The 23465-nt window shown below is 62.2% G+C and carries 25 protein-coding genes; 10 read left to right on the top strand and 15 right to left on the bottom strand.

The features are described from left to right. Nucleotides 1–35: 35 nt before the first annotated feature. From ACIPQ1_RS08895 to ACIPQ1_RS08885, 3 genes are all read left to right on the top strand, one after another. Complete coding sequence (locus tag ACIPQ1_RS08895) at nt 36–761, top strand: OmpA family protein (RefSeq protein WP_434705183.1); 726 nt, start codon at nt 36–38, stop codon at nt 759–761. A 146-nt stretch (nt 762–907) separates the two neighbouring features. Further along, nucleotides 908–1180, top strand: coding sequence for a DUF1145 domain-containing protein (locus tag ACIPQ1_RS08890; protein ID WP_186708429.1), 273 nt, complete (start codon nt 908–910; stop codon nt 1178–1180). Further along, nucleotides 1173–1931, top strand: coding sequence for a collagen-like protein (locus tag ACIPQ1_RS08885; protein ID WP_446533961.1), 759 nt, complete (start codon nt 1173–1175; stop codon nt 1929–1931). The genes ACIPQ1_RS08890 and ACIPQ1_RS08885 overlap by 8 nt, the downstream gene beginning before the upstream one ends. A gap of 134 nt (nt 1932–2065) precedes the next feature. Here the strand turns inward: ACIPQ1_RS08885 and ACIPQ1_RS08880 are convergent, their stop codons facing one another. Further along, a complete protein-coding gene (locus tag ACIPQ1_RS08880; RefSeq protein ID WP_411386665.1) occupies nt 2066–2530 on the bottom strand; it encodes a CopD family protein in 465 nt (154 codons plus the stop codon). 99 nt (nt 2531–2629) lie between these two features. Here ACIPQ1_RS08880 and dinG point away from each other — a divergent pair, with 99 nt between their 5' ends. The 4 genes from dinG to pdxH all read left to right on the top strand — a co-directional run bounded on the left by dinG (nt 2630) and on the right by pdxH (nt 8201). After that, nucleotides 2630–4774 carry an ATP-dependent DNA helicase DinG gene (gene dinG, locus ACIPQ1_RS08875; protein WP_250965796.1) on the top strand — a complete coding sequence of 715 codons (2145 nt, stop codon included), beginning with the start codon at nt 2630–2632 and terminating at the stop codon, nt 4772–4774. Between the two features lie 332 nt (nt 4775–5106). Further along, entirely contained in the window at nt 5107–6252 is a 1146-nt protein-coding gene (locus ACIPQ1_RS08870; protein WP_446533960.1) for a serine hydrolase domain-containing protein, read from the top strand. Nucleotides 6253–6368: 116 nt separating this feature from the next. Then, nucleotides 6369–7529 (top strand): OmpA family protein, encoded by a 1161-nt coding sequence (locus ACIPQ1_RS08865; RefSeq protein ID WP_446533959.1) that lies wholly within the window; start codon nt 6369–6371, stop codon nt 7527–7529. A gap of 24 nt (nt 7530–7553) precedes the next feature. Then, nucleotides 7554–8201 (top strand): pyridoxamine 5'-phosphate oxidase, encoded by a 648-nt coding sequence (gene pdxH / locus ACIPQ1_RS08860; protein WP_411386667.1) that lies wholly within the window; start codon nt 7554–7556, stop codon nt 8199–8201. On the opposite strand, the gene ACIPQ1_RS08855 is transcribed toward pdxH, so the two are convergent. Then, nucleotides 8149–8430 carry a hypothetical protein gene (locus ACIPQ1_RS08855; RefSeq protein ID WP_250965800.1) on the bottom strand — a complete coding sequence of 94 codons (282 nt, stop codon included), beginning with the start codon at nt 8428–8430 and terminating at the stop codon, nt 8149–8151. The genes pdxH and ACIPQ1_RS08855 overlap by 53 nt on opposite strands. Nucleotides 8431–8601: 171 nt before the next feature. Here ACIPQ1_RS08855 and ACIPQ1_RS08850 point away from each other — a divergent pair, with 171 nt between their 5' ends. Next, nucleotides 8602–9066, top strand: a complete 465-nt coding sequence (locus ACIPQ1_RS08850) for a glycine zipper 2TM domain-containing protein (protein ID WP_003184697.1) — start codon at nt 8602–8604, stop codon at nt 9064–9066. A gap of 826 nt (nt 9067–9892) precedes the next feature. On the opposite strand, the gene nhaA is transcribed toward ACIPQ1_RS08850, so the two are convergent. Beyond that, nucleotides 9893–11077, bottom strand: a complete 1185-nt coding sequence (nhaA, locus tag ACIPQ1_RS08845) for a Na+/H+ antiporter NhaA (protein WP_411386668.1) — start codon at nt 11075–11077, stop codon at nt 9893–9895. 267 nt (nt 11078–11344) lie between these two features. On the opposite strand from nhaA, the gene ACIPQ1_RS08840 reads away from it, so the two are divergent. Next, nucleotides 11345–12439 (top strand): PLP-dependent cysteine synthase family protein, encoded by a 1095-nt coding sequence (locus tag ACIPQ1_RS08840; RefSeq protein WP_446533958.1) that lies wholly within the window; start codon nt 11345–11347, stop codon nt 12437–12439. A 167-nt stretch (nt 12440–12606) separates the two neighbouring features. On the opposite strand, the gene ACIPQ1_RS08835 is transcribed toward ACIPQ1_RS08840, so the two are convergent. The 3 genes from ACIPQ1_RS08835 to ACIPQ1_RS08825 all read right to left on the bottom strand — a co-directional run bounded on the left by ACIPQ1_RS08835 (nt 12607) and on the right by ACIPQ1_RS08825 (nt 15786). Further along, nucleotides 12607–14220 (bottom strand): NAD(P)/FAD-dependent oxidoreductase, encoded by a 1614-nt coding sequence (locus tag ACIPQ1_RS08835; RefSeq protein WP_446533957.1) that lies wholly within the window; start codon nt 14218–14220, stop codon nt 12607–12609. 73 nt (nt 14221–14293) lie between these two features. After that, a complete protein-coding gene (locus ACIPQ1_RS08830; protein WP_411387471.1) occupies nt 14294–14968 on the bottom strand; it encodes a COG3650 family protein in 675 nt (224 codons plus the stop codon). Between the two features lie 218 nt (nt 14969–15186). Further along, complete coding sequence (locus ACIPQ1_RS08825) at nt 15187–15786, bottom strand: short chain dehydrogenase (protein WP_446533956.1); 600 nt, start codon at nt 15784–15786, stop codon at nt 15187–15189. Between the two features lie 104 nt (nt 15787–15890). Here ACIPQ1_RS08825 and ACIPQ1_RS08820 point away from each other — a divergent pair, with 104 nt between their 5' ends. Beyond that, on the top strand, nt 15891–16805 hold the full coding sequence (locus ACIPQ1_RS08820; protein ID WP_411386672.1) for a LysR family transcriptional regulator: 915 nt from the start codon (nt 15891–15893) through the stop codon (nt 16803–16805). 165 nt (nt 16806–16970) lie between these two features. On the opposite strand, the gene ACIPQ1_RS08815 is transcribed toward ACIPQ1_RS08820, so the two are convergent. The 9 genes from ACIPQ1_RS08815 to livH all read right to left on the bottom strand — a co-directional run bounded on the left by ACIPQ1_RS08815 (nt 16971) and on the right by livH (nt 23321). Beyond that, on the bottom strand, nt 16971–17450 hold the full coding sequence (locus ACIPQ1_RS08815) for a DoxX family protein (protein WP_446533955.1): 480 nt from the start codon (nt 17448–17450) through the stop codon (nt 16971–16973). Next, nucleotides 17447–18205 carry an HvfC/BufC N-terminal domain-containing protein gene (locus ACIPQ1_RS08810; RefSeq protein WP_411386674.1) on the bottom strand — a complete coding sequence of 253 codons (759 nt, stop codon included), beginning with the start codon at nt 18203–18205 and terminating at the stop codon, nt 17447–17449. The genes ACIPQ1_RS08815 and ACIPQ1_RS08810 overlap by 4 nt, the downstream gene beginning before the upstream one ends. Continuing rightward, the gene (gene bufB / locus ACIPQ1_RS08805) at nt 18202–19071 is read right to left on the bottom strand and encodes an MNIO family bufferin maturase (RefSeq protein ID WP_250963255.1); all 870 of its coding nucleotides are present in this window, start codon (nt 19069–19071) and stop codon (nt 18202–18204) included. Before bufB ends, ACIPQ1_RS08810 begins: the two co-directional genes overlap by 4 nt. A gap of 25 nt (nt 19072–19096) precedes the next feature. Beyond that, on the bottom strand, nt 19097–19402 hold the full coding sequence (locus tag ACIPQ1_RS08800; protein WP_250963254.1) for a BufA1 family periplasmic bufferin-type metallophore: 306 nt from the start codon (nt 19400–19402) through the stop codon (nt 19097–19099). A gap of 78 nt (nt 19403–19480) precedes the next feature. Beyond that, complete coding sequence (locus tag ACIPQ1_RS08795; RefSeq protein WP_446533954.1) at nt 19481–19669, bottom strand: hypothetical protein; 189 nt, start codon at nt 19667–19669, stop codon at nt 19481–19483. Nucleotides 19670–19678: 9 nt separating this feature from the next. Continuing rightward, nucleotides 19679–20380, bottom strand: coding sequence for an ABC transporter ATP-binding protein (locus tag ACIPQ1_RS08790; RefSeq protein WP_053119042.1), 702 nt, complete (start codon nt 20378–20380; stop codon nt 19679–19681). Then, complete coding sequence (livG, locus tag ACIPQ1_RS08785) at nt 20381–21148, bottom strand: high-affinity branched-chain amino acid ABC transporter ATP-binding protein LivG (RefSeq protein ID WP_053119044.1); 768 nt, start codon at nt 21146–21148, stop codon at nt 20381–20383. Then, on the bottom strand, nt 21145–22401 hold the full coding sequence (locus ACIPQ1_RS08780) for a high-affinity branched-chain amino acid ABC transporter permease LivM (RefSeq protein ID WP_186708461.1): 1257 nt from the start codon (nt 22399–22401) through the stop codon (nt 21145–21147). The genes livG and ACIPQ1_RS08780 overlap by 4 nt, the downstream gene beginning before the upstream one ends. After that, nucleotides 22398–23321 (bottom strand): high-affinity branched-chain amino acid ABC transporter permease LivH, encoded by a 924-nt coding sequence (gene livH / locus ACIPQ1_RS08775; protein ID WP_014336891.1) that lies wholly within the window; start codon nt 23319–23321, stop codon nt 22398–22400. The genes ACIPQ1_RS08780 and livH overlap by 4 nt, the downstream gene beginning before the upstream one ends. Between the last annotated feature and the right edge of the window lie 144 nt (nt 23322–23465).

Here is a 23465-nt window from a genome sequence, read left to right as displayed (position 1 = left end):
GACCGGTATGGGCCGGTGACACAGGAGCCTTCACCATGAACGTTCTAATCAGGGCCGCCTTACCGGTGCTGCTGGCGAGCAGTCTGTTGTCCGGTTGCGCCACTCACAGCGACGGCAGCGCACCCCTCAATCAACGCACCTGGCCAATCTGTAGCCTGATCGGCGGCCTCGTCGGCGGCGGGTTGGGGGCCATTGAAAGCAGCGGTTGGGCCGCTGGTGGGGCCGCTTTGGGGCTGCTGGGCGGTGGCTTGATCTGCTACGCCCAGGATGGCGATGAAGACGATGACGGCGTGTTCGACCGCCGTGACCGTTGTCCCGATACCCCAGCCAATACACCGGTCGAGCATCACGGTTGCCCGGTGCCGCAATACCCGGCCAGCGTGCCACCGGTCGAACCGCAAGCGCCGACTAGCGAGGTCATTACCCTCAACGACGCGGGCAAGGTGCTGTTCGATTTCGACAAATCCGATCTCACCGCAGAGGCTCGAAGCCAGCTCGATGGGCTGATGGGCAAGCTCAGCCATGCCAATGTCGCCAGCATCCGGGTGGTGGGCCATACCGACAGCGTCGGCAGCGACGCCTATAACCAAGGGCTGTCCGAACGTCGCGCCAGTAGCGTCGTGGAGTATTTGCTGACCCAGGGGCTCGCCCCCGACAAACTCACCAGCGAAGGCAAGGGCGAAAGCGAGCCGGTGGCCGACAATGAGACCGACGAAGGGCGCGCGCAGAATCGCCGGGTCGAATTGCATCTCCAGCGCTGAGCGGCGGGCCAGAGCAGCCGGATCGTCGGGAGGGCGATCCGGCCGGCCGGGGCTTGGGTTGGATTAAATTTGCCTGGCCCTCTGGCTTATCCGGCGCGCAAGCCGTTACTGTGCGCGCAAAGAATAATTCTCCATCAGGGGGGCGTATGAAGGTGTTTTGGGGGCTGGGGCGCTTGCTGACCCTGCTGTTCTGGCTGGTGGTGCTGGTCAATCTGGTCGTGCCGTTCGTCCATCCGCTGCATCTGCTGGTCAATTTCGCCGGTGCTTTTTTGCTGGTGCTGCATGTGCTGGAACTGCTGTTGTTCCGGGCCAGTTTCCGTGGCCGCGCCGCCCCCGGCCGTGACCGCCTCAGAGTGCTGCTGTTCGGCATCTTCCATCTGCAAACCCTCCCGACCGCGCCAGAGGCTTCCCATGCGTAAATTGTGTCTGCTTGCCGCACTTGTATGCCCGTGGGCTTCGGCCCAGGTGCTCCAGGTCGAAAGCCATTCGTTGATGCGCCTGCCCAACACCACCAGCACACTGACCCTGGAACGTCTGGAGGTGGCCGATTACGGCACGCTGCTGGTGCCGTCCAATGTCGCTGAACTGTCCATCGACCAATTGCACCTGGGGCGTGAAGCGCGGATCGCCATCGTGCCGGCGCAGCAGGCATTGGAAATGAAAGTGGCCCGGGCTGAATTGGCTGAGGGCAGCCAGATCACTTCACGGGGCGCACCGGGTACCTACACCAAGGCCGCGCGGCCTGGGCGCGATCTCAACCTGCGTTTCAATGTGTTGAATGGGCCGTTGTTGTCGGTGGATGCCCGTGGCGGCACCGGTGCACCGGGTTTCGTGGGGCTCGACGGTGCCAATGGCCAGGCGCCGGGTTGCACCTGGGGCTCGGCCGGTCGCGGTGCCGACGGCAGCAGTGGCAGCGATGGCCAGCCGGGCGCCGCCGGTGCGCAGGTGCGCCTCGAACTGCCCCGGGCCTATCCTGCCGAGCAGATCAAGGTCACGGTGGATGGCGGTGCCGGTGGCCCGGCGGGACACGGCGGCAAGCCTGGGGCGGGCGGCAAGGCCAAGGGCTGCGTGGTCTATACCGCGGATGGCGGCAAGAGCGGTCGCCCTGGCGCCGACGGCCAGCCCGGGCCTGCCGGAGCGGCGGGGACGGTGACGGTGCAGCGGTTCTGAACCTGCCCCGAATCTAACCCGTGGGAGCGAGCCTGCTCGCGATGGGGGTGGATCAGTCGACCTTACTATGACTGACACACCGCTATCGCGAGCAGGCTCGCTCCCACAGGTGCTGGGTCCAACTGGAGATTTCTTCAGAACATCGGCCGCGCCGCGCCAAGCGCCACCACCAGCAACCCGATCAACAAATTGATCCCCACCAACCGCCGAATCTTGCCCAGTACCGCGGCACCCGCCGGCCAGTCCTGCGCCGTTACGGCGTTACGCAATGCCGGCAGTTGCAAGCCCTGGATGCGGATAAACAGTGCTGTCATCACTATGTACAGCCCCATCATTATCTGCACATAACGCGGCGCGGTTTCGAAGCCGGCGAAGCGCAGATGGATCAGGCCGACGCCGCTGATCGGCAAAAGCACCACCGCCACCCAGACCCAGACGAAAAAACGCTGAAACACTTCTACCCATAACTTGAGCCGGGTAGGGCCCTCAAGCGCCGTCATTGCGGCGGGTCGCAGGATCATCCAGGCGAAGAACATGCCGCCGACCCAGATCAGGGCCGCCAGTAAATGCAGGGTGTAGACGAGGGCAAAGGGTGTCATTGGGTTACTCCGTTCTGCGCAGGATTCATTAGCGGGGTATGATAGCCGCCGATCCGAACCACTGAAAATTTATCCAGCGTTTTTAGCGCCCGACCATCCATGATCAGCACCGAACTCAAAACCACGATCCAGGGCGCCTATTCGCGTTTTCTCGAAGCCAAGAGCCTCAAGCCGCGATATGGCCAGCGCCTGATGATTGCCGAAGTGGCAAAAGTCCTGGGTGACATCGACACCGACGACGAAGGCCGGCGCAGCGGCGAGCCTGCCATCGTGGCGGTGGAGGCCGGCACCGGTACCGGCAAGACCGTGGCCTACAGCCTGGCGGCGATTCCGACTGCCAAGGCCGCTGGCAAACGCCTGGTGATCGCCACGGCCACCGTCGCCCTGCAGGAGCAGATTGTCTACAAGGACCTGCCCGACCTGATGCGCAACAGCGGGCTGAACTTCACGTTCGCCCTGGCCAAGGGCCGCGGGCGCTACATGTGCCTGTCCAAGCTCGACATGTTGCTCCAGGAAGGCCACGCCCAGACCGCCACGGCCCAGTTGTTCGAAGAAGAAGGTTTCAAGATCGAGGTGGATGAAGCCAGCCAGAAGCTGTTTACCAGCATGATCGAAAAGCTGGCCGGCAATAAATGGGACGGCGACCGCGACAGCTGGTCCACGGCCCTGGAAGACGCCGACTGGTCTCGCCTGACGACCGACCATAGCCAGTGCACCAACCGCCATTGCCCGAACTTCGGCCAGTGCGCCTTCTACAAGGCCCGGGAAGGCATGGGCAAGGTCGACGTCATCGTCACCAACCACGACATGGTCCTGGCCGACCTGGCCCTGGGCGGCGGTGCGGTGCTGCCGGACCCGCGCGACACGATCTACGTGTTCGACGAAGGCCATCATCTGCCGGACAAGGCCATCGGCCATTTCGCCCATTACACCCGGCTGCGCTCCACCGCCGATTGGCTGGAAACCACCGCCAAGAACCTCACCAAGCTCTTGGCCCAGCATCCATTGCCGGGCGACCTGGGCAAGTTCATCGAGCAAGTGCCGGAGCTGGCGCGGGAAATCAAGACGAACCAGCAGTTCATGTTCACCGCGTGCGAGCAAGTGGCCGATTTCAAGCCCGGCGAAGACGTCGAGGGCCGCGAGCGGCCACGCCACCGGTTTGTCGGCGGGGTGATTCCTGAGCACATGCGCGAAATGGGCATCGAGCTCAAGAAAGGTTTCGCGCGCCTGACGGATCTGTTCACGCGGCTGACCGACCTGCTCAAGGAGGGCATGGATGGCGAGGTCAACATTGGTATCGCCAGTAACCAGGCCGAGGAGTGGTATCCGCTGTTCGGCAGCCTGCTGTCCCGCTCCCAAGGCAACTGGGAGCTGTGGACGGCCTTCACCGCCGAAGACCCGGAAGACAACCCGCCGATGGCGCGGTGGCTGACCCTGGCCGAAAGCGGTTCGCTGTTCGACATCGAGGTCAATGCCAGCCCGATCCTGGCGGCGGAAATGCTGCGGCGCAACCTGTGGAACGTGGCCTACGGCGCGCTGGTGACCTCCGCCACCCTGACCGCCCTCGGCACGTTCGACCGCTTCCGCATGCGCGCCGGCCTGCCGAAGAAGGCCGTGACCGCCGTGGTGCCAAGCCCCTTCCATCACGCCGACGCCGGTGTGCTGCGGGTGCCGGACCTCAAGGCCGACCCACGGGATGCGGCCGGCCATACCGCGGCGATCATCCGCGACCTGCCAGAATTGGTGGAAGGCTCACGGGGCACCCTGGTGCTGTTTTCCTCGCGCAAGCAGATGCAGGACGTATTCGATGGCCTGGACCGTGACTGGCGCAAGCAGGTGTTCATCCAGGGCAACCTGTCGAAGCAGGAAACCCTGAACAAGCACAAGGCACGAGTCGACGGTGGCGATTCCAGCGTGTTGTTCGGCCTGGCGAGCTTCGCTGAAGGCGTGGACTTGCCCGGTGCCTATTGCGAGCACGTGGTGATCGCCAAGATCCCCTTCTCGGTTCCCGACGATCCGGTAGAGGCCGCGCTGGCCGAGTGGATCGAAGCCCGCGGTGGCAATGCATTCATGGAAATCTCCGTGCCGGACGCTTCGCTGAAGCTGGTCCAGGCATGTGGCCGCTTGCTGCGCACCGAAGAAGACCGCGGCACCATCACCTTGCTCGACCGCAGGTTGGTGACCCAGCGCTATGGCAAGGCGATCCTCAATGCATTGCCGCCGTTTCGGCGGGAGATTTCCTGATACGTGTTGCTGTGGCAAGGGCGCTTTTGTGGCAAATGGACGCTTTTGTGGCGAGGGAGCTTGCTCCCGCTGGGGTCTGTAGGAGCTGCCGAAGGCTGCGATCTTTTGATTTTTGTCTTTCGCTTGAGATTTAAGTGTCTGGGGAAAGATCGCAGCCTCGTTTCACTCGGCAGCTCCTACATAGCTCCTACCACGCACCCCAGCGGGAGCAAGCTCCCTCGCCACAAAGGCCAGAACCAGTCCGGTCAGCCGTCTTGCGGCGGTTCCCAAAAGCCTGAATGGCTGAAACAATGCCAGCCACCTTAAAAGTGTTTGTTTCAAGGGAGTTACGGGTGCAAATTCAAGGCCATTACGAGCTTCAGTTCGAAGCGGTGCGTGAAGCGTTCGCGGCATTGTTCGATGACCCCCAGGAGCGCGGCGCGGCGTTGTGCATCCAGGTGGGGGGCCGTACGGTGATCGACCTGTGGGCCGGTACCGCCGACAAGGATGGCCATGAAGCCTGGCACAGCGACACCATCGCCAACCTGTTCTCCTGCACCAAGACGTTCACCGCCGTCACCGCCTTGCAACTGGTGGCCGAAGGCAAGTTGCAACTGGACGCCCCGGTGGCCCGCTATTGGCCTGAGTTCGCGGTGGCGGGCAAAGCTGGCATTACCCTGCGCCAACTGCTCTGCCATCAGGCCGGGCTTCCGGCGTTGCGTGAGCTATTGCCGCCCGAAGCACTGTATGACTGGCAAACCATGGTTGACGCCCTGGCGGCCGAAACGCCTTGGTGGACGCCGGGCGAGGGCCACGGTTATGCCGCGATCACTTACGGCTGGCTGGTAGGCGAGCTGTTGCGCCGGGCCGACGGGCGAGGCCCGGGGGAGTCCATCGTGGCCCGCGTCGCCAAGCCGTTGGGCCTGGATTTTCACGTGGGCCTGGTCGACGAGGAATTTCATCGCGTGGCCCACATCGCCCGTGGCAAAGGCAACGTCGGCGATGCGGCGGCCCAGCGCCTGTTGCAGGTGACGATGCGCGAGCCCACGGCCATGACCACCCGGGCGTTTATCAATCCGCCGTCGATCATGACCAGCACCAACAAACCGGAATGGCGACGCATGCAGCAACCGGCGGCCAACGGCCACGGCAATGCCCGTAGCCTGGCCGGGTTCTACGCGGGACTGCTCGATGGCAGCCTGCTGGAAGGTGAAATGCTCGACGAACTGACTCGCCAGCACAGCCTCGGCGAGGATAAGACGTTGTTGACCCAGACCCGTTTCGGCCTGGGCTGCATGCTTGACCAGCCGGAGGTGCCGAATGCGACCTACGGCCTCGGCCCGCGGGCGTTCGGTCATCCGGGGGCAGGGGGCTCCATCGGGTTTGCCGATCCCGAACATGATGTCGCGTTCGGCTTCGTGACCAACACGCTTGGACCTTACGTGTTGATGGACCCACGCGCGCAGAACCTTGCGCGGGTGCTTGCCACTTGTCTATAAAACGCCATTGAAGGCCATGGACACAGGAACCTCGTGTCCTTTTCAGTTTCCAAGCGTCTGTTTATGCGGCCAAAACATGGCCTTGTTTTTCATCTAGATCATTTTGTGGATATCCAATGTCATCGAATAAAACCCTCGCTCTGGCGCTGTGCTTCGCTATCACCGGTTGCGCACAAACCCCACAAAATGATGCCGAGGGCAGCAGTGGCTGGTGGCCATTCGGTTCTTCCGACAAGGTAGCGGCCAAGGAAGCGGCGCCCGTGGCGCCCGTGGCGCCCGTGGCGCCCCTGAAGCCGGCCGCCGTCGCACCGCAAGCCAAGGCTGAGGGCGCCAGCCATTGGTGGTGGCCGTTCTCTTCCGAGGAAACCGCCGCAGACGCCGCCAGAAAAGCCGAAGCAAAGGCCGAAGCCAAGGCCGAAGCCAAGCCTGAGGCCAAGGCGCCAACAGCGGTTGCCAAGGCCGAAGCCGAAAGCAACGGCAAGTGGTGGTGGCCGTTCGGCGGCAAGGATCAGGAAACCGCCAAGGCGGTGCCGATGCCCGATCCGAAAGTTACCCAGGCCTGGCTCGACGACTACGAGCCGAAGCTGCGCACCGCCATCAAGGACAGCAAGCTCGAACTTGAGCGCCGTGACAACGTGCTGGTGGTCACCGCGCCTGTGGACGGCTCGTTCAACCCGGATCGCCCGGCCATGCTGTTGCCTGTGACGCTCGGCCCGTTCACCCGCGTGGCGAAGATCCTCGAGGCCGATCCGAAGACCGCCGTGCTGATTCTCGGCCATGCCGATACCTCGGGCGCCGCCCCGGCCAACCTCAAGCTCAGCCAGGAGCGTGCCCAGTCCGTGGCGGCGATTTTCCGCCTCAGCGGCCTGCAACGCGATCGCCTGATGCTGCGCGGCATGGGCGCAGTGGCGCCACGTGCGGCCAACGACAGCGTCGAGGGTCGCGCCTTGAACCGTCGTGTGGAACTGCTGGTCACGCCGGCCAACACCATGGTTGCGCTGCTGAGCAAATACAACATGCCGGCGCCGGCCCCGGTGACCATGGTAGCCGCCCAGGATGTGAAGCCTGCTGCCCCGGCCCCTGCGCCTGCGGCTAAAAAAGCGGTGGCTTCGACCAAGAAAGCCTCGGCCAAGAAAGCGCCGGCCAAAAAAGCCGCGGCCAAGGCGCCTGCAAAGAAAGCCCCGGCCAAGCCCGCCACCCCGGCGAAGAAACCCCAACCGGCCAAAGCCGCCACCGATACCAAGAAAGTCGCGGCCGCCGAGACTCCGAAGCAGTGATGGGCTAACCATAAGGAATGCGCCATGACCCAACCGCTGGCTGATATGCGCCGCGACTACACCCGCGACGGCTTGACCGAGGCACAGGCCCCGGCCGAGCCGTTTGCATTGTTCCACCAATGGTTCGCTGACGCGGTGAAAACCGAACAGGCCCCGGTGGAGGCCAACGCCATGACCCTGGCGACGGTGGATGCAGACGGGCGCCCGCATTGCCGGATCCTGCTGCTCAAGGGGCTGGATGCCCTGGGCTTTACGTTCTTCACCAACTACGACAGCGCCAAGGGCCAACAACTGGCCGCGAATCCATTCGCGGCCATGACGTTTTTCTGGCCGGCCCTGGAACGCCAGGTGCGCATCGAAGGCAAAGTGGTCAAGGTCACGGCGCAAGAGTCGGACGCCTATTACCAGGTTCGCCCGCTGGGCAGCCGTCTCGGCGCCTGGGCTTCACCCCAGAGCCGGGTGATTTCAGGGCGCGCGGAGTTGGACGATTTGCTCAAGGCCACCGAGCAACGTTTCAGTGACAGCCAACCCCATTGCCCGGAGCATTGGGGCGGTTACCGCTTGCTGCCCGAGCGCATCGAGTTCTGGCAGGGCCGCCCGAGCCGCCTGCATGATCGCCTCAACTACCGCCTGCAAGGGGCGAACTGGACTCGCGAGCGCCTGGCGCCTTAGGCGGATAACCTGCCGCAGCGGTTTGCAACCATTGCGGCAGGTCTCGGCGCTTGATGCCTTGCTCCCGGGCGCGGGCCAATTGTTGCAGCATATAGGTCTTTTTCTGCTCGTCCTGCCCCGCCAACGACAGCGCCAGGTCGCGGTCCATCCAGCGTTTGATCCGCACGTACAGCCACCCGTGGAAGTACAGGCCGGCCACGGTGGTCACGACGATAATGAAATAATCCATGAAAAAATCCCTGGGTTGATGACGCAGGTTTCGTAAATTGGCGCTACTGTTTGGTGAATTTTTCCGGTGCGCCTGTATCCCACCTGAATGAAAACAATTTTATCCCGGCAAGGCCGTGACAGGCGTCAAGCCGGGGAGTTTAATGAATCCCTGTCTTTTGGAGTTGATGCTATGCGTAAGTCTGTTTTGCTGGTTGCTTCCTTTTCCACGATGGCGATGTTGCTCACTGGCTGTCAGTCGAGCCTGACCGGTGACTCCTACTCCCGTGACGAAGCGCGTCGCGTGCAGACGATTCGCATGGGGACCATCGAGTCCCTGCGTCCGGTCAAGATCGAAGGCACCAAGACCCCGATCGGCGGTGCGGCGGGTGCCGTGGTCGGTGGTGTGGGCGGCAGCGCCATTGGTGGTGGCCGTGGCAGCATCGTCGCTGCTGTGATCGGTGCCGTGGCCGGTGGCCTGATCGGTTCCGCCACTGAAGAAGGCCTGACCCGTACCCAGGGTGTGGAAATCACTGTGCGTGAAGATGACGGCAGTATGCGTGCCTATGTGCAGCAGGTTCAGGAGAACGAGGTGTTCCGTGTGGGTGAGCGGGTTCGTATTTCCACTGTGGATGGCACGAGTCGCGTATCGCACTAAGCGGAGTCAGGTCAGAAAAAACGGCGCTCATTCCTGGGAGGGAAGGCGCCGTTTTTTTATGGTTTTGTTTTGAGTGGTGGTGTGTATATCCGTTGCTGCGGTAACGGCGGCTTAGGGTTTCGCCTTACGGCGGGTCGCTTTTTTCAGACGCCACGAAGGCAGCGTGGTTAACGGGGCGCCCCAGATCAAAATCAAAAGCCGAGCGAGGCGGCCTTATAGCCGACCTGGTTCATGCTGGTGACCGCGTTCCTCCTGTGGGAGCGGGCTTGCTCGCGAAGGCGATGTCACAGTCGATGAAGATGCTGGATGGGCTGGCCTCTTCGCGAGCAAGCTCGCTCCCACAGTGGTTCTGTGTCGGACATGAGTTTTGTATTCACCGCAGATCCAGTGTGGGAGCGAGCTTGCTCGCGATAGCGGTGGCTCAGCCATATAAGTGCCGGCCTATGCCCCGCTTGCTCTTGCTCTTGCTCTTGCTCTTGCTCTTGCTCTTGCTCTTGCTTTGGATCTTGATTTTGATCTGGGCGCCCGGTTAAACCACGCTGGCCGAACGCAGGCATTGCGCAGTGGGCAACCCGGCATGGATGCCGGGTTAGCCGCGCTGGGCCATGGATGGCCCTTCGCGGCGGCCCACGGAGCAATGCCGGAGTGAGGGCACACCGAGCCTAGGCGAGGTGCCGAGTGGTGGGGCAAAGCGCTTTTGGTTACTTTTGGCTGGTCCGGCTCCCGGCTTTTCCAAAAGTGACCCGCTGTAAAAGCGGAACCGCCAGTGGCCGTTACCGCAGCAACGGATATACACACCGTCCGGAATGGCTTTAAAAAAGCTAGATCAGCTTGGCAATGCAGGCTTACGACTAGCCGCCGCCGTCACCGCATACCCCAACAACGCCGCCAGAATCGAACCCGTAAGAATCCCCATCCGATCCATGCCGGCGTAGTCACTCACACCCGGCTCGAACGCGAGGGAGCCAACGAACAGGCTCATGGTAAAGCCGATCCCGCAAAGGATCGCCACCCCCAGGATCTGCCCCCAATTGGCCCCGGCGGGCAGGCTGGCGATGCCGATTTTCACCGCCAGCCAGGTCAGGCCGAAGACGCCGACGGCCTTGCCCAGCAACAGGCCGATGGCGATACCCATCGGCACGTGATGGGTGAAGCTTTCGACGGTGACGCCGCTCAGGGACAGGCCAGCATTGGCGAAAGCGAACAGCGGCAGGATGCCGTAGGCCACCCAGGGATGCAGGGCATGTTCCAGGGTCAGCAGCGGCGAGGTCTCGGCGTTTCTCGTGCGCAACGGGATGCAGAACGCCAGGGTTACCCCGGCCAGGGTGGCATGGACACCGCTCTTGAGTACGCAGATCCAGAGGATCAGGCCCACGACCATGTAGGGCCCGAGCTTGACCACCCCCATCCGGTTCATCGCCACCAACGCGGCGATGCAGGCGGCCGCGAGCATGAGCGACAAGGTCGACAGGGCGCCGGAGTAGAAGATGGCGATGATGATAATGGCGCCCAGGTCGTCGATGATCGCCAGGGTCATCAGGAACAGCTTGAGCGACACCGGCACCCGCTTGCCAAGCAAGGCCAGCACACCGAGGGCGAACGCGATGTCGGTGGCGGTGGGAATTGCCCAGCCAGCGAGGGCGGGAGGATTGTCGCGGTTGAGAAACCAATAAATCAGGGCGGGCACCACCATACCGCCAATCGCCGCCGCCCCTGGCAGGACGATTTGCGAAGGTTTCGACAACTGCCCATCGAGGACCTCACGCTTGACCTCGAGACCGATGAGCAGGAAGAACATCGCCATCAGGCCATCGTTGATCCACAGCAGCAAGGGTTTGGCGATCTTCAGCGCGCCGACTTGGGCAACCACCGGCGTGTCGAGCAGGCCGTTGTACAGCCAGGACAGCGGCGAATTGTTGATGACCAGGGCCAGCACGGCGGCAGCGATCAGCAGCAGGCCGCTGGCAGCCTCCAATTGAAAAAAACGTGTCAGAGAATTGCGTAGAGCCACGATCGCTCTCCATTCATTGAATCAAAAAGATGGCACACCCTAACCGGTACTGTTAGTTGTTAAAACAAAAGTTATATTCTTTTTTGTTATATGCCGTTACAAGGCCTGCGCCACGCAGTCGGCAGTTACGGGCCATATTGGACCTTAGCTGTACCTGTGCGCGATGTCGGTTTTTTCCTAAGCTGGCGTCTGGTTTTTCCGAACGCCAGCCTTTGCCTGCACGACCGCGTGATTTCCCCGCGTCGAACCGATCAGTGAGAAAACACCATGAACGACCATCGCCAGTGGGCCCGCGAAGCGATCCGCATCATTGAGGCTGACTTCCAGCGCAGCGCCGATACCCACCTGATTCCGCTGCCGCTGCCTGGCCTGCCGGGCATCGAACTGTATTTCAAGGATGAGTCCAGCCATCCCACCGGCAGCCTCAAGCATCGGCTGGCGCGCTCGCTGTTTCTCTATGCGTTGTGTAACGGCTGGCTCAAGCCCGGTGCGCCAGTGATCGAGGCCTCCAGCGGTTCGACGGCGATTTCCGAGGCTTACTTCGCCAGGTTGCTGGGCCTGCCGTTCATTGCGGTGATGCCGGCGACCACCTCCAGGGAAAAAATCGCACAGATTGCGTTCTATGGCGGCCAGAGCCACCTGGTGGACGACCCTACGCAGATCTACGCCGAATCCGAACGCTTGGCCCGCGAGCATGATGGGCACTTCATCGACCAGTTCACCTATGCCGAGCGCGCCACGGACTGGCGGGCCAATAACAACATTGCCGAATCGATCTTCCAGCAGATGCGCTTCGAGCGGCATCCGGAGCCCGCTTGGCTGATTTCCAGTCCTGGCACCGGCGGCACCACGGCGACCCTGGGACGTTATGTCCGTTACCGCCAGCACGGCACCCGCGTGTTATGCGCCGACGCCGAGCGTTCCGTGTTCTTCGACTACTACCGCAGTGGCGATGCGAGCCTGCACCTGGACTGCGGTTCACGCATCGAGGGCATCGGCCGGCCGCGGGTCGAGGCGTCGTTCCTGCCGAAAGTCATCGATGCGATGGTCAAGGTTCCGGATGCCTTGTCACTGGCGGCCATGCACTACCTGGCCGAGCGCTTGGGACGACGGGTCGGTGGGTCCAGCGGCACCAACCTGATCGGCGCACTCATGGCGGCCCGGCAGATGGCAGATGCCGGGGAATCGGGATCGATCGTGGCGATCTTGTGTGACGGTGGCGAGCGTTATGCCACGACCTATTACGACCCGGCGTGGCTCAAGGCCCAGGGTTATGAGTTGAATGGGCTGATGGACATCGTGGCGGCGAGTGTGGAGCGGGGCGAGGCGCTGCCGGAGAGTATGTTGCGGGCGAATATCTGAATCTGAAAGCCCCCGAGATCCCTTGTGGGAGCGAGCTTGCTCGCGATAGCGGTGGATCAGTCAACAGCTGTGTTGAATGCCAGGCCGCCATCGCGAGCAAGCTCGTCCCACAGGGTGATGCTGTCTATTTAGGCAAGACGCTGCCTTGAGTGAACAGCATTGGCCCCTCAGCCCTCGAGACCCAGGATATCCCGCGCCACCGCCTCGGCAATCCGAATCCCGTCCACCCCCGCCGACAGGATCCCGCCCGCGTAGCCGGCGCCTTCACCCGCCGGGAACAGGCCCTTGACGTTCAGGCTCTGCAGCGACTCGTTTCGGGTGATGCGCAGGGGCGATGAGGTGCGGGTTTCGATGCCGGTCAGCACGGCGTCATGCAGCGAGTAGCCGCGGATCTGTTTCTCGAACGCCGGCAGGGCCTCGCGGATAGCTTCGATGGCGAAATCCGGCAGGGCCAAGGCCAAGTCACCGAGGGACACCCCTGGTTTGTAGGAAGGTTCGACGCTGCCCAGGGCTGTAGACGGCTTGCCGGCGATGAAGTCGCCCACCAGTTGCGCCGGAGCCTCGTAGTTGCTGCCGCCGAGCACGAACGCATGGGATTCCAGGCGTTCCTGCAATTCGATCCCGGCCAGTGGGCCACCTGGATAATCCACTTCCGGGGTAATGCCGACGACGATGCCGGAGTTGGCGTTGCGCTCATTGCGCGAATACTGGCTCATGCCGTTGGTCACGACGCGGTTCGGCTCGGACGTTGCCGCCACCACGGTGCCGCCCGGGCACATGCAGAAGCTGTACACCGAGCGACCATTCTTGGCGTGGTGCACCAGTTTGTAGTCGGCGGCGCCGAGTTTCGGATGGCCGGCGTATTTGCCCAGGCGCGCATTGTCGATCAGCGATTGCGGGTGTTCGATACGGAAACCCACCGAGAACGGCTTGGCTTCCATGTACACGCCCCGACCGTGGAGCATGCGGAACGTGTCCCGGGCGCTGTGGCCCAAGGCCAGGATTACGTGTTTGGAATGGATCTGCTCACCGCTGGCCAGCTCGACGCCAACCAGCTGACCGTCTTCGATCAAAACGTCAGTGACCCGCTGCCCGAAGCGCACTTCACCGCCCAGGGCGCGAATCTGCTCGCGCATGGTTTCCACCACGCCTGTCAGGCGGAAGGTGCCGATGTGCGGTTTGCTGACGTAGAGGATTTCTTCCGGCGCACCGGCCTTGACGAATTCGTGCAGGACCTTGCGACCGAGGAATTTCGGATCCTTGATCTGGCTGTAGAGCTTGCCGTCGGAAAACGTCCCCGCGCCACCTTCACCGAACTGCACGTTGGACTCGGGGTTGAGCACGCTTTTGCGCCACAGGCCCCAGGTGTCCTTGGTGCGCTGGCGCACTTCCGGGCCACGCTCGAGGATGATCGGCTTGAAGCCCATCTGTGCCAGCAACAGGGCGGCGAAGATCCCGCACGGGCCGAAGCCGACTACGATCGGCCGTTCGCTCAGGTCGGTCGGCGCCTGGCCCACCACTTTGTAACTGACATCCGGCGCTTCGTTGACGTTACGGTCATCGGCGAACTTGCGCAGCAGGCTGGCTTCATCGCGCACCGTCAGGTCGAGGGTGTAGATGAAGCACAGTTCCGAGGATTTCTTGCGCGCGTCGTAGCTGCGCTTGAACAAGGTGAAGTCGAGCAGGTCATCGCTGGCGATGCCCAGGCGCTGCAGGATGGCAGGGCGCAGGTCGTCTTCGGGGTGATCGATTGGCAGCTTGAGTTCGGTGATTCGTAACATGGCGGGGTCCGGTTCGCGGGATGCACAACTGCACCAGGGCGTGAACCGGCGATTATAAGCCAAAAGCGGTGAATCAGTCGTCGCGCGCGCCACCGAAGTAGGCGCAGCCGCGCTGGACTTGGCCGTTGACCCGCAATTCGGCGCTCATGTGCTGCACGCTGCCAGTGGCGCTGTCGACACAGCGTGCTGGTGTCACCCAGAGTTCGACCTTCTCGCCGTTGGCTTCGGTGCCGAGGTTGAAGCGGCCATCGCCCAATTGCTCTTCGACATAAGGCACTGCCAGTGGCGGCTGACCTACGCGATCCAGTACCAGGCCCTTGCCGCTGGCCGTGAGGGTCCATTCCGGACTGTGGCCCGTTGCGCGCAGAATCATGCGTTTGAAGTCAATGTTGTCGCAAATGGTCCCCGAAGGTTCCAGGCGATACAGTTGCTCGACGTCCAACTGGCTGTCGGTACCGGCCGATGCGCTGGAAACGATGCGGCCACGCAGGTCGGCAAACAATTTGCCGCTGTCGTCCGCCAGGGTGGCGGCTTGCTGCAGGACGCTGGTGCCGCCGGCGTCATTGACGATGTAGCGGCGCTGTTCCTGGCAGGGCTGGAACATCAGCTTGCCATCCGCCGCCGTCAGTTCGCCTTGCATACGCGTTTGCCCGGCATGGGACGCGCTCTGGCGCGGCGCTTCGAGCAACTGGCAGCCGGCGAAAAGCGGGAGGAGGGCGACAAACAACAGGGAACGAGCGGCACGCATCATTGGGTCTCCAGACAAGTGTCGCCACGTTACTCAGACTGATCCCACATCACAACCCATAGGAGCGGTGTAGGAGCGGTGTAGGAGCTGTGTAGGAGCTGTCGAGTGCAACGAGGCTGCGATCTTTCCCCCGGCAATTGAGTCTTGATTGAAAGACCAAAGATCAAAAGATCAAAAGATCGCAGCCTTCGGCAGCTCCTACACGAGTAGGTGATCGGTCAACCCACGTGAAACGTCTGACCGGTTTGCAAGCCTTCGACACTCTTGGCGTAGGCCAATGCCACATCCGCTGCGGGAACGGGTTTGAAGCCGCGGAAATAAGGCGCGTATTTGTCCATGGCTTCCAGTAGCACGTTCGGGCTCACCGAGTTGACCCGCATGCCCTGTGGCAACTCGATTGCCGCGGCGCGCACGAAGCTGTCCAGGGCCCCGTTGACCAGGGCCGCCGACGCACCACTCTTGATCGGATCGTGGCTGAGCACGCCGGTGGTGAAGGTGAAGGATGCGCCATCATTGGCGAATTCGCGGCCGATCAGCAGCAGGTTGACCTGGCCCATCAGTTTGTCTTTCAAACCCAGGGCAAAGCTGTCTTCGGTCATCTCGGCCAGGGGCGCAAAGGTGACGTTGCCGGCGGCGCAGACCAAGGCATCGAAACGGCCGGTCTTCTCGAACATAGCGCGAATCGAGGCGCTGTCGCTGATATCCACTTGCAGTTCACCGCTGTGACGGCCGATCCGAATGATTTCGTGGCGGGGCGACAGTTCGTTATCGATGGCCGAACCGATGGTGCCGTTGGCGCCGATCAACAGGATTTTCATGAGCTGTTCCTCAATGGGTTGAATGAGTTTTCAGTCTAGAGGGGTTCTTTCCATTGATAATCATGCTAATAGGCAACCTTTGGTTTTCATTTGGAAACAATCCAATGAGCGAAATGGATGACCTGGCGGCATTTGCCGTGTTGATAGAGGCCGGCAGTTTCACCTTGGCGGCCCAGCAGTTGGGGTGCAGCAAGGGCCAGTTGTCCAAGCGTATCAGCCTGTTGGAGAAGCGCTTTTCAGTGGTGCTGCTGCAACGCACCACTCGGCGCTTGAGCCTCACGGCGGCAGGGGCGGCGTTGTTGCCCCAGGCCCAGGCATTGTTGGTGCAGGTAGAAAGGGCGCGTCAGGCATTGGCGCGGTTGAAGGATGACATCTCCGGGCCGGTGCGTATGACGGTGCCGGTTTCGTTGGGCGAAACGTTCTTCGAGGGTTTGTTGACGGAGTTCGCTCGCACCTATCCCGACGTGCAGATCGAACTGGAGCTCAACAACGGTTACCGTGACTTGAGCCGCGATGGTTTCGACCTGGCGATCCGTTCCGACGCTGCCATCGATGAACGGCTGGTGGCCCGGCCACTGCTGGCGTGGCACGAAATGACCTGCGCCAGCCCGGCCTACTTGGAGCGTTACGGCGCACCCGGGACGCCCCAGGCCCTGGCCGAGCACCGTTGCTTGCTCAACAGCCACTACAGCGGTCGGGAAGAATGGCTTTACCACCAGCAACACGAATTGCTGAGGGTCCGCGTCTCGGGGCCGTTCGCCAGCAATCATTACAGCCTGCTGAAAAAAGCCGCCCTGGCTGATGCCGGAATCGCCCGGCTGCCGTCGTACCTGCTGCATGAAGAGTTGGCTGACGGACGCCTGCATTGGCTGCTGCGCGATTACCAGACCCGGCGCATGCCGATGTACCTGGTGCACCCGTACCAGGGCGGCCTGCCCAAACGCACCCAGGTGCTGGCCGACTACTTGATCGACTGGTTCAAGCGCAGCGGCGAGGCGTTGGATCGACTGCAGCGATAGTCCAGCCATTGGTCAGTCCCGGTGGGATGCCTGGATTTTTCGACCTGTCTAGTTCCCCTGTGGGAGCGAGCTTGCTCGCGATGGCGGTGGCCCATCCGGCATTTGTGCAAGCTGACCCACCGCTATCGCGAGCAAGCTCGCTCCCACAGGGGGGCTTCGACAGGGTCAGGCGTGGGCGTAGCGCTTGGCAATCAAGTGATCGATCGACAGCAGCCCCGGCCCACGGGCCATCAGGTAGAGCAAGACTGCTGCCCAGGTGCCATGGGTCGGGTAGGCGTCCGGGTAGACGAACAGCTGGATGGTCACGGTCATGCCGAGCAAGGCCAGCGCCGAAAAGCGTGTCGCCAGGCCAAGCAGGATCAGGATCGGGAACACATGCTCGGCTGAGGCCGCCAGGTACGCGGCCAGTTCCGGCGACAGCAGCGGCAGGGCGTATTCGCTTTTGAACAGGGGAATGGTCGAGTCCGCCAGGTGCGGCAGGCCGATCTGGAAGGTGCCATCGAGCAGGTCGATGGCCAGGCCTTCGATTTTGGTCTGGCCGGATTTCCAGAACACCGCGGCAATCGAGAAACGTGCAACGAAGGCGATCAGGCTGTGGGGGATTTTCTCCAGCCATTGAATGAAACCGGCAATCAGGGCGTTCATGGAGACACCTGTTCGGCGAGGAGGTGAGTGATGGCCTGGTGACGGATGAGGCCCGCCAGGGTGTGTTCCAGGTCGAGGTCGTTTGAGGCTTCAATGGCTGCAATCAGGGACACCCCCTGTTGCAGGGCCGTGATAAAGCCATGGGCAGCGTGACTGATCGCAAACACCTTCACGTCCAGGCCGTGGCGCAGCACCAAGGCGTTTTGCGCGGGGAACGCTTCGAACGGCACCGGCGTCTGGTGCTGATGGGCGGCCCAGATCGTCACCACGGCGAAGGGCGATTGCAGCAGGCGCAGTGACGGGTGGAGCCCAATCTTCAGGTGCCCCGCCAGCGTGGGGGACGACAGCGCCTTTACAATTTGTTCTTCCGCCATGGGCTCGGCGTCGGCGGCATGCCAAGCTTGTAGATGCAGTCGCTCCAGGCGAGCGACGTCCGTCAGGTACGGCACGCTGGCGGCGGGTTCGAAGTGTTTGATGAACTCGGCAAAGTCGTCCCCGTAGTCGCTCATCACCGGGCTTCGCGGCGCTGTCGATTGGACGTAGACCCCGGCCATGGCCCGAAAGAATTCCTCTCCCACCAGATGCACCACCACCGGATAGTTGTCGGCCAGGGCGTTGATCAATGAACCGAGCACGTTATTGCGGTACACCGCGAAACGGCTTTCCGGGGCCGCGCCGTTGGCGCTGACCAAGCCGGGCGGACACGCTTTGCGCGGGTCGAGCAGGGCGGCGGTGAAGGCGTGTTGGTTGCTCATGACCGCGCTCCTGCGGCGCTCAACAGACGATCGGCCTGGCGCGCTTCGGCCAGCAGCACCTCCCACGCAGGAACGTGATTGTCGCGCTCGATCAAGGTGGCCACCGGCCCGATCCGCTCCAGCACCTTGAGATACAGTTGCCAGACGGCGTGGTCGATGGGGGCGCCGTGATCATCTATCAGCAGGCGCTCGCCGAGGCTGTCGGTGTCTTCGGCAAAGCCTGCAAGGTGAATTTCGCCGGTCGCGTGCAAGGGCAGGGCATCGAGGTAGGCCAAGGGATCGCGGCAGTGGTTGATGCACGAAACGTAGACGTTGTTCACATCCAGCAGCAGGCCGCAGCCAGTACGGCGGATCACTTCGCTGATGAAGTGTGGCTCGTCGAGGGTCGAGGCTTCGAAGGCCAGGTAGGTGGCCGGGTTTTCCAGCAACAGCACGCGTTTGAGGCTGCTCTGGACCTGATCGATGTGCTGGCAGACGCGGTCGAGGGTTGCTTCGTCGTAGGCCAGGGGGAGCAGGTCATTGAGGAACACCGGGCCGTGGCTGGACCAGGCCAGGTGTTCGGAAAAAGACTGGGGCTGATAGCGTTCGATCAATGCGGCCAGGCGCTGCAGATGCGCAACATCCAGCGGCCCCTCCCCACCGATCGACAGACCGACACCATGCAATGACAGCGGGTACTGCTCGCGTATCCGCCCCAGGAAGTGATGAAGCGGCCCGCCCGCCACCATGTAGTTTTCCGCGTGCACTTCGAAAAAGCCCAGATCCGGTCGGGTCTGGAGCACTTCACGAAAATGCTCACTCTTGAGCCCCAGCCCCGCCCTGGGCGGCAGCCAGCTATCAGGGACGAGGGAAGGGGTCTTCAACATGGTGACGGGCCTCAGGCTGATGCGATCAGGATTTGGCTTTGAACGCTTCGAGCTGGCCGAAACCGGTCGGGGAAGTTTTGCTCTCCAGGGTGGTGCAAGTGCCTTTGGGCACCGATTTCCAGGCGTTGGCCTGATAGTCCATTTTTGCCGTACCGGCGCAGGTGGTGCCGGCACCGGCGGCGCAATCGTTCTTGCCTTTTAGGGCAACGCCGAAGCATTTCTCCATGGTGTCGTCGGCTGCGTGGACGGTCGAGACGGCTGTCATGCTCAGGGCAGAACCCAGGGCCAGGACCAGGGCGGTGGCGGACAGGGTGCGGGTCGAAGCAGTCATGGTGATTCTCCAGTCTTCAGGGAAATGAACCGGCGTTAGTGCCGGTCTACTGAACTAGAGGAGGGAGAGGGGAAAGCGTTACAGCGTCTGCAGATTTTTTTCGGTTTGCCCCACACCGGTGGGGCGGGTGGTGGCGCCCGCGGGGCTGCGCAGCGGCCCCAAGGTGTTGCGGTCGCTGCGCAACCGAGCGGGAGCAAGCTCCCTCGCCACAAAGGCACTCATTTTACGAAGGGCAAAAAAAAACGGCCCGAAGGCCGTTTTTTTCATTGCGCAGACTTAACCGCCCAAGTACGCCTCGCGCACTTTCGGGTCGGTCAGCAAGGCTTCACCGGTGCCTTGCATCACCACGCGACCATTCTCCAGCACGTACGCCCGGTCGGCGATTTTCAGCGCCTGGTTGGCGTTCTGCTCCACCAGGAACACCGTCACGCCATCCTTGCGCAGCTGTTCGATGATGTCGAAGATCTGCTGGATGATGATCGGTGCCAGGCCCAGGGACGGCTCGTCGAGCAGCAGAAGCTTGGGCTTGCTCATCAGCGCACGGCCGATGGCGAGCATTTGCTGTTCGCCGCCGGACATGGTGCCGCCGCGCTGGGTAAAGCGTTCTTTCAGGCGTGGGAAAAGGTGCAAGACCTTGTCCATCTGTTCCTGATAGTCGCCCTTGTCAGTGAAAAAACCGCCCATGGCGAGGTTTTCTTCCACGGTCAATCGGGCAAATACCCGACGGCCCTCAGGCACCACGGCGATGCTCTTGCGCATGATCTGCGCCGAGTCCTGGCCCACCAATTCCTCACCCATGTAGCGGATGCTGCCGCTGTGGGCCTGGGGCGAACCGCAGAGCGTCATCAACAACGTTGATTTGCCGGCGCCGTTGGCACCGATCAGCGTGACGATTTCGCCCTGGCGGACCTCGACGTTGACGCTGTGCAGGGCCTGGATCTTGCCGTAGAAGGTGGAAACGTTTTCGAACTGCAGCATTTACGCTTCCCCCAGGTAGGCTTTGATCACTTCAGGATTGTCGCGGATCTGCTCCGGCGTGCCGTCGGCCAGGGGCGTGCCCTGGTTGATCACGACGATGTGGTCGGAAATGCTCATGACCAGCTTCATGTCGTGCTCGATCAGCAGCACGGTGACGTTGTGCTCCTCGCGCAGCACGCCGATCAGCGCCTTGAGGTCTTCGGTTTCCTTCGGGTTCAGGCCGGCGGCCGGTTCGTCGAGCATGAGGATCCGCGGGCGGGTCATCATGCAGCGGGCGATTTCCAGGCGCCGTTGTTGACCGTAGGCCAGGGTCCCGGCGGTACGGTTGGCAAACTCGGTGAGGTTGACCTTGTCCAGCCAGTACTCGGCGTATTCCATGGCCTCGCGTTCGCTCTTGCGGAACGCCGGGGTCTTGAACAGGCCGGCAAAGAAGTTGGTGTTCAAGTGACGGTGCTGGGCGATCAACAGGTTCTCGACCGCTGTCATGTCCTTGAACAGCCGCACGTTCTGGAAGGTGCGCACCACGCCCTTGCGGGCGATGTGGTGACCGGGCAGGCCCTGGATGGGCTCGCCGTCCAGCAGGATGGTGCCGCCAGTTGGCTGGTAGAAGCCGGTCAGGCAGTTGAACACGGTGGTCTTGCCCGCGCCGTTCGGCCCGATGAGGGCAACCACTTGCTTCTCTTGCACGGTCAGGGCTACGCCGTTGACCGCCAGCAAACCGCCGAAGCGCATGCTCAGGTTTTCGACTTTCAGGATCTCGCGGCTCATTTGCGCAGCTCCATGTGGGGGCGTTGCATAGGCAGCAGACCTTGAGGACGCCAGATCATCATCAGCACCATCAAGGCGCCGAACATCAACATGCGGTATTCACTGAATTCACGCATCATTTCCGGCAGCAGGATCATCACGATTGCCGCCAGGATCACGCCCAGTTGCGAGCCCATCCCGCCCAGCACCACGATGGCGAGGATGATCGCCGACTCGATGAAGGTGAAGGATTCCGGCGTCACCAGGCCCTGGCGAGCAGCGAAGAAGCTGCCGGCAAAACCGGCGAACGCAGCGCCGAGGGTAAAGGCCGACAGTTTGATCACGGTGGGGTTGAGACCCAGGGCACGGCAGGCGATTTCGTCTTCACGCAGCGCTTCCCACGCACGGCCGATCGGCATGCGCAGCAGGCGGTTGATGACGAACAACGCGGCCAGGGCCAGCAACAGAGCAACCAGGTAGAGGAAGATCACCTTGTTGATCGAGCTGTATTCCAGGCCGAAGTACTCGTGGAAGGTCTGCAAGCCTTCGGCGGCTTTACGTTCGAAGGTCAGGCCGAAGAACGTCGGTTTCTCGATGTTGCTGATGCCGTTCGGGCCACCGGTGATGTCGGTCAGGTTGCGCAGGAACAGGCGGATGATCTCGCCAAAACCCAGGGTCACGATCGCCAGGTAGTCGCCGCGCAAGCGCAGGACCGGGAAACCCAGCAGGAAACCGAAGGTGGCGGCCATCATCCCGGCAATCGGCAGGCAGATCCAGAAGCTCAGGCCGAAGTAATGGGACAGCAGCGCATAGCTGTAGGCACCGACGGCGTAGAAACCGACGTAACCCAGGTCCAGCAGGCCGGCCAGGCCTACGACGATGTTCAGGCCCAGGCCCAGCATCACGTAGATCAGGATCAGCGTGGCGATGTCCACCGCGCCGCGCGAACCGAAGAACGGCCACACCAGGGCCACGACGATCAAGCCCAGCACGATCCAGCGCTGGGTGCTCGGCAGGGTCAGGAAGTTGCTGGCCTTGGCTGGCATCACCGGCAGGCCGGGCGAAGACTTCCACGCCGCGCTGATCTGCGTGCTGAACAACACGCGCACGAACATCAGCAGCGAGCACACGGCGATGGTCGCCAGGATGGCCGGGCTGGTGCCGTGCACCTCCAGGTTGATGCCGACGATGGTCAGTTTAAGACCCAGTACCGGGTAGGCCACGGCCCAGACCAGCAGGGCGCTGAAAAGCGCCGATTTGAGATGCCTAGTCATACTTTCTCAACCTCCGGGCGGCCCAGGATGCCGGTCGGCCGGAATAACAGAACCAGAACCAACAAGCCGAATGCCACGACGTCCTTGTACTGGTCGCCGAAGATGTCGGCGCCAAAGGCTTCGGCCACGCCCAGCACCAGCCCGCCGAGCATGGCGCCGGGGATGCTGCCGATGCCGCCCAGTACCGCGGCGGTGAAGGCTTTCAGGCCCACCAGGAAGCCGGCGTTGGGGTTGATCACGCCGTATTGCATGCTCAACAGCACCGCGGCGATGGCGGCCAGGGCCGCACCGATGACGAAGGTCAGCGCGATGATGTTGTTGGTGTTGATGCCCAGCAGGTTGGCCATCTTGATGTCCTCGGCACAGGCGCGGCAGGCGCGGCCCAGACGGGAACGGGAGATGAACAGCGTGAGGCCGAGCATGGCGACCAGGGTCACCACGAACACCACGATTTGCATGTAGGAAATCAGCACTTCATGTGCCCCGCCTGGCCCGATGGCGAAGTTGCCCGGGATCAGGTTGGGAATGGATTTGTCCTTGGAGTCTTGCGAAAGCAGTACCGTGTTCTGCAGGAAGATCGACATACCGATGGCGGAAATCAACGGGATCAGACGGTTGCTGCCGCGCAGGGGGCGGTAGGCGATCCGTTCGATGCTGTAGCCATAGGAACTGGTGACCACGATGCTCGCGATGAAAGCCGCGGTCATCAACAGCGGGACACTGTCGAGTCCCATCATGGCCAGCCCGGCGATGGCGATGAACGCCACGTAGGAGCCGATCATGTAGACCTCGCCGTGGGCGAAGTTGATCATTCCAATGATGCCGTAGACCATCGTATAGCCGATGGCGATCAGGGCATACGTGCTGCCAACGGTCAGGCCGTTAACCAGCTGCTGGAAGAAGTGATAGATGTCAGGCATTACAGCGCTCCTAAAAACCTGATACGCATTTCACTGGTGGAGTCATTTTCCCGCCCGGGCCCCATGGATCTGCATCCACTTCGGACTCGAGGTTTGCCAGCGAACCGCTGATGACGGTTTTGAGATTTTCAGGTGGGGAGACTG

It is taken from the genome of Pseudomonas sp. LARHCG127, from assembly GCF_052871455.1.
The sequence above is the reverse complement of the archived record's forward strand: the minus strand, read 5'-3'. Positions and strand labels throughout refer to the sequence as shown.

Bases quoted from the DNA above. Each gene is read 5' to 3' on its own strand.
- ACIPQ1_RS08895 (WP_434705183.1), top strand. From the start codon at position 36: ATGAACGTTCTAATCAGGGCCGCCTTACCGGTGCTGCTGGCGAGCAGT.
- ACIPQ1_RS08890 (WP_186708429.1), top strand. From the start codon at position 908: ATGAAGGTGTTTTGGGGGCTGGGGCGCTTGCTGACCCTGCTGTTCTGG.
- ACIPQ1_RS08885 (WP_446533961.1), top strand. From the start codon at position 1,173: ATGCGTAAATTGTGTCTGCTTGCCGCACTTGTATGCCCGTGGGCTTCG.
- ACIPQ1_RS08880 (WP_411386665.1), bottom strand. From the start codon at position 2,530: ATGACACCCTTTGCCCTCGTCTACACCCTGCATTTACTGGCGGCCCTG.
- dinG (WP_250965796.1), top strand. From the start codon at position 2,630: ATGATCAGCACCGAACTCAAAACCACGATCCAGGGCGCCTATTCGCGT.
- ACIPQ1_RS08865 (WP_446533959.1), top strand. From the start codon at position 6,369: ATGTCATCGAATAAAACCCTCGCTCTGGCGCTGTGCTTCGCTATCACC.
- pdxH (WP_411386667.1), top strand. From the start codon at position 7,554: ATGACCCAACCGCTGGCTGATATGCGCCGCGACTACACCCGCGACGGC.
- ACIPQ1_RS08855 (WP_250965800.1), bottom strand. From the start codon at position 8,430: ATGGATTATTTCATTATCGTCGTGACCACCGTGGCCGGCCTGTACTTC.
- ACIPQ1_RS08850 (WP_003184697.1), top strand. From the start codon at position 8,602: ATGCGTAAGTCTGTTTTGCTGGTTGCTTCCTTTTCCACGATGGCGATG.
- ACIPQ1_RS08840 (WP_446533958.1), top strand. From the start codon at position 11,345: ATGAACGACCATCGCCAGTGGGCCCGCGAAGCGATCCGCATCATTGAG.
- ACIPQ1_RS08835 (WP_446533957.1), bottom strand. From the start codon at position 14,220: ATGTTACGAATCACCGAACTCAAGCTGCCAATCGATCACCCCGAAGAC.
- ACIPQ1_RS08830 (WP_411387471.1), bottom strand. From the start codon at position 14,968: ATGCGTGCCGCTCGTTCCCTGTTGTTTGTCGCCCTCCTCCCGCTTTTC.
- ACIPQ1_RS08825 (WP_446533956.1), bottom strand. From the start codon at position 15,786: ATGAAAATCCTGTTGATCGGCGCCAACGGCACCATCGGTTCGGCCATC.
- ACIPQ1_RS08820 (WP_411386672.1), top strand. From the start codon at position 15,891: ATGAGCGAAATGGATGACCTGGCGGCATTTGCCGTGTTGATAGAGGCC.
- ACIPQ1_RS08815 (WP_446533955.1), bottom strand. From the start codon at position 17,450: ATGAACGCCCTGATTGCCGGTTTCATTCAATGGCTGGAGAAAATCCCC.
- ACIPQ1_RS08810 (WP_411386674.1), bottom strand. From the start codon at position 18,205: ATGAGCAACCAACACGCCTTCACCGCCGCCCTGCTCGACCCGCGCAAA.
- bufB (WP_250963255.1), bottom strand. From the start codon at position 19,071: ATGTTGAAGACCCCTTCCCTCGTCCCTGATAGCTGGCTGCCGCCCAGG.
- ACIPQ1_RS08800 (WP_250963254.1), bottom strand. From the start codon at position 19,402: ATGACTGCTTCGACCCGCACCCTGTCCGCCACCGCCCTGGTCCTGGCC.
- ACIPQ1_RS08795 (WP_446533954.1), bottom strand. From the start codon at position 19,669: ATGAAAAAAACGGCCTTCGGGCCGTTTTTTTTTGCCCTTCGTAAAATG.
- ACIPQ1_RS08790 (WP_053119042.1), bottom strand. From the start codon at position 20,380: ATGCTGCAGTTCGAAAACGTTTCCACCTTCTACGGCAAGATCCAGGCC.
- livG (WP_053119044.1), bottom strand. From the start codon at position 21,148: ATGAGCCGCGAGATCCTGAAAGTCGAAAACCTGAGCATGCGCTTCGGC.
- ACIPQ1_RS08780 (WP_186708461.1), bottom strand. From the start codon at position 22,401: ATGACTAGGCATCTCAAATCGGCGCTTTTCAGCGCCCTGCTGGTCTGG.
- livH (WP_014336891.1), bottom strand. From the start codon at position 23,321: ATGCCTGACATCTATCACTTCTTCCAGCAGCTGGTTAACGGCCTGACC.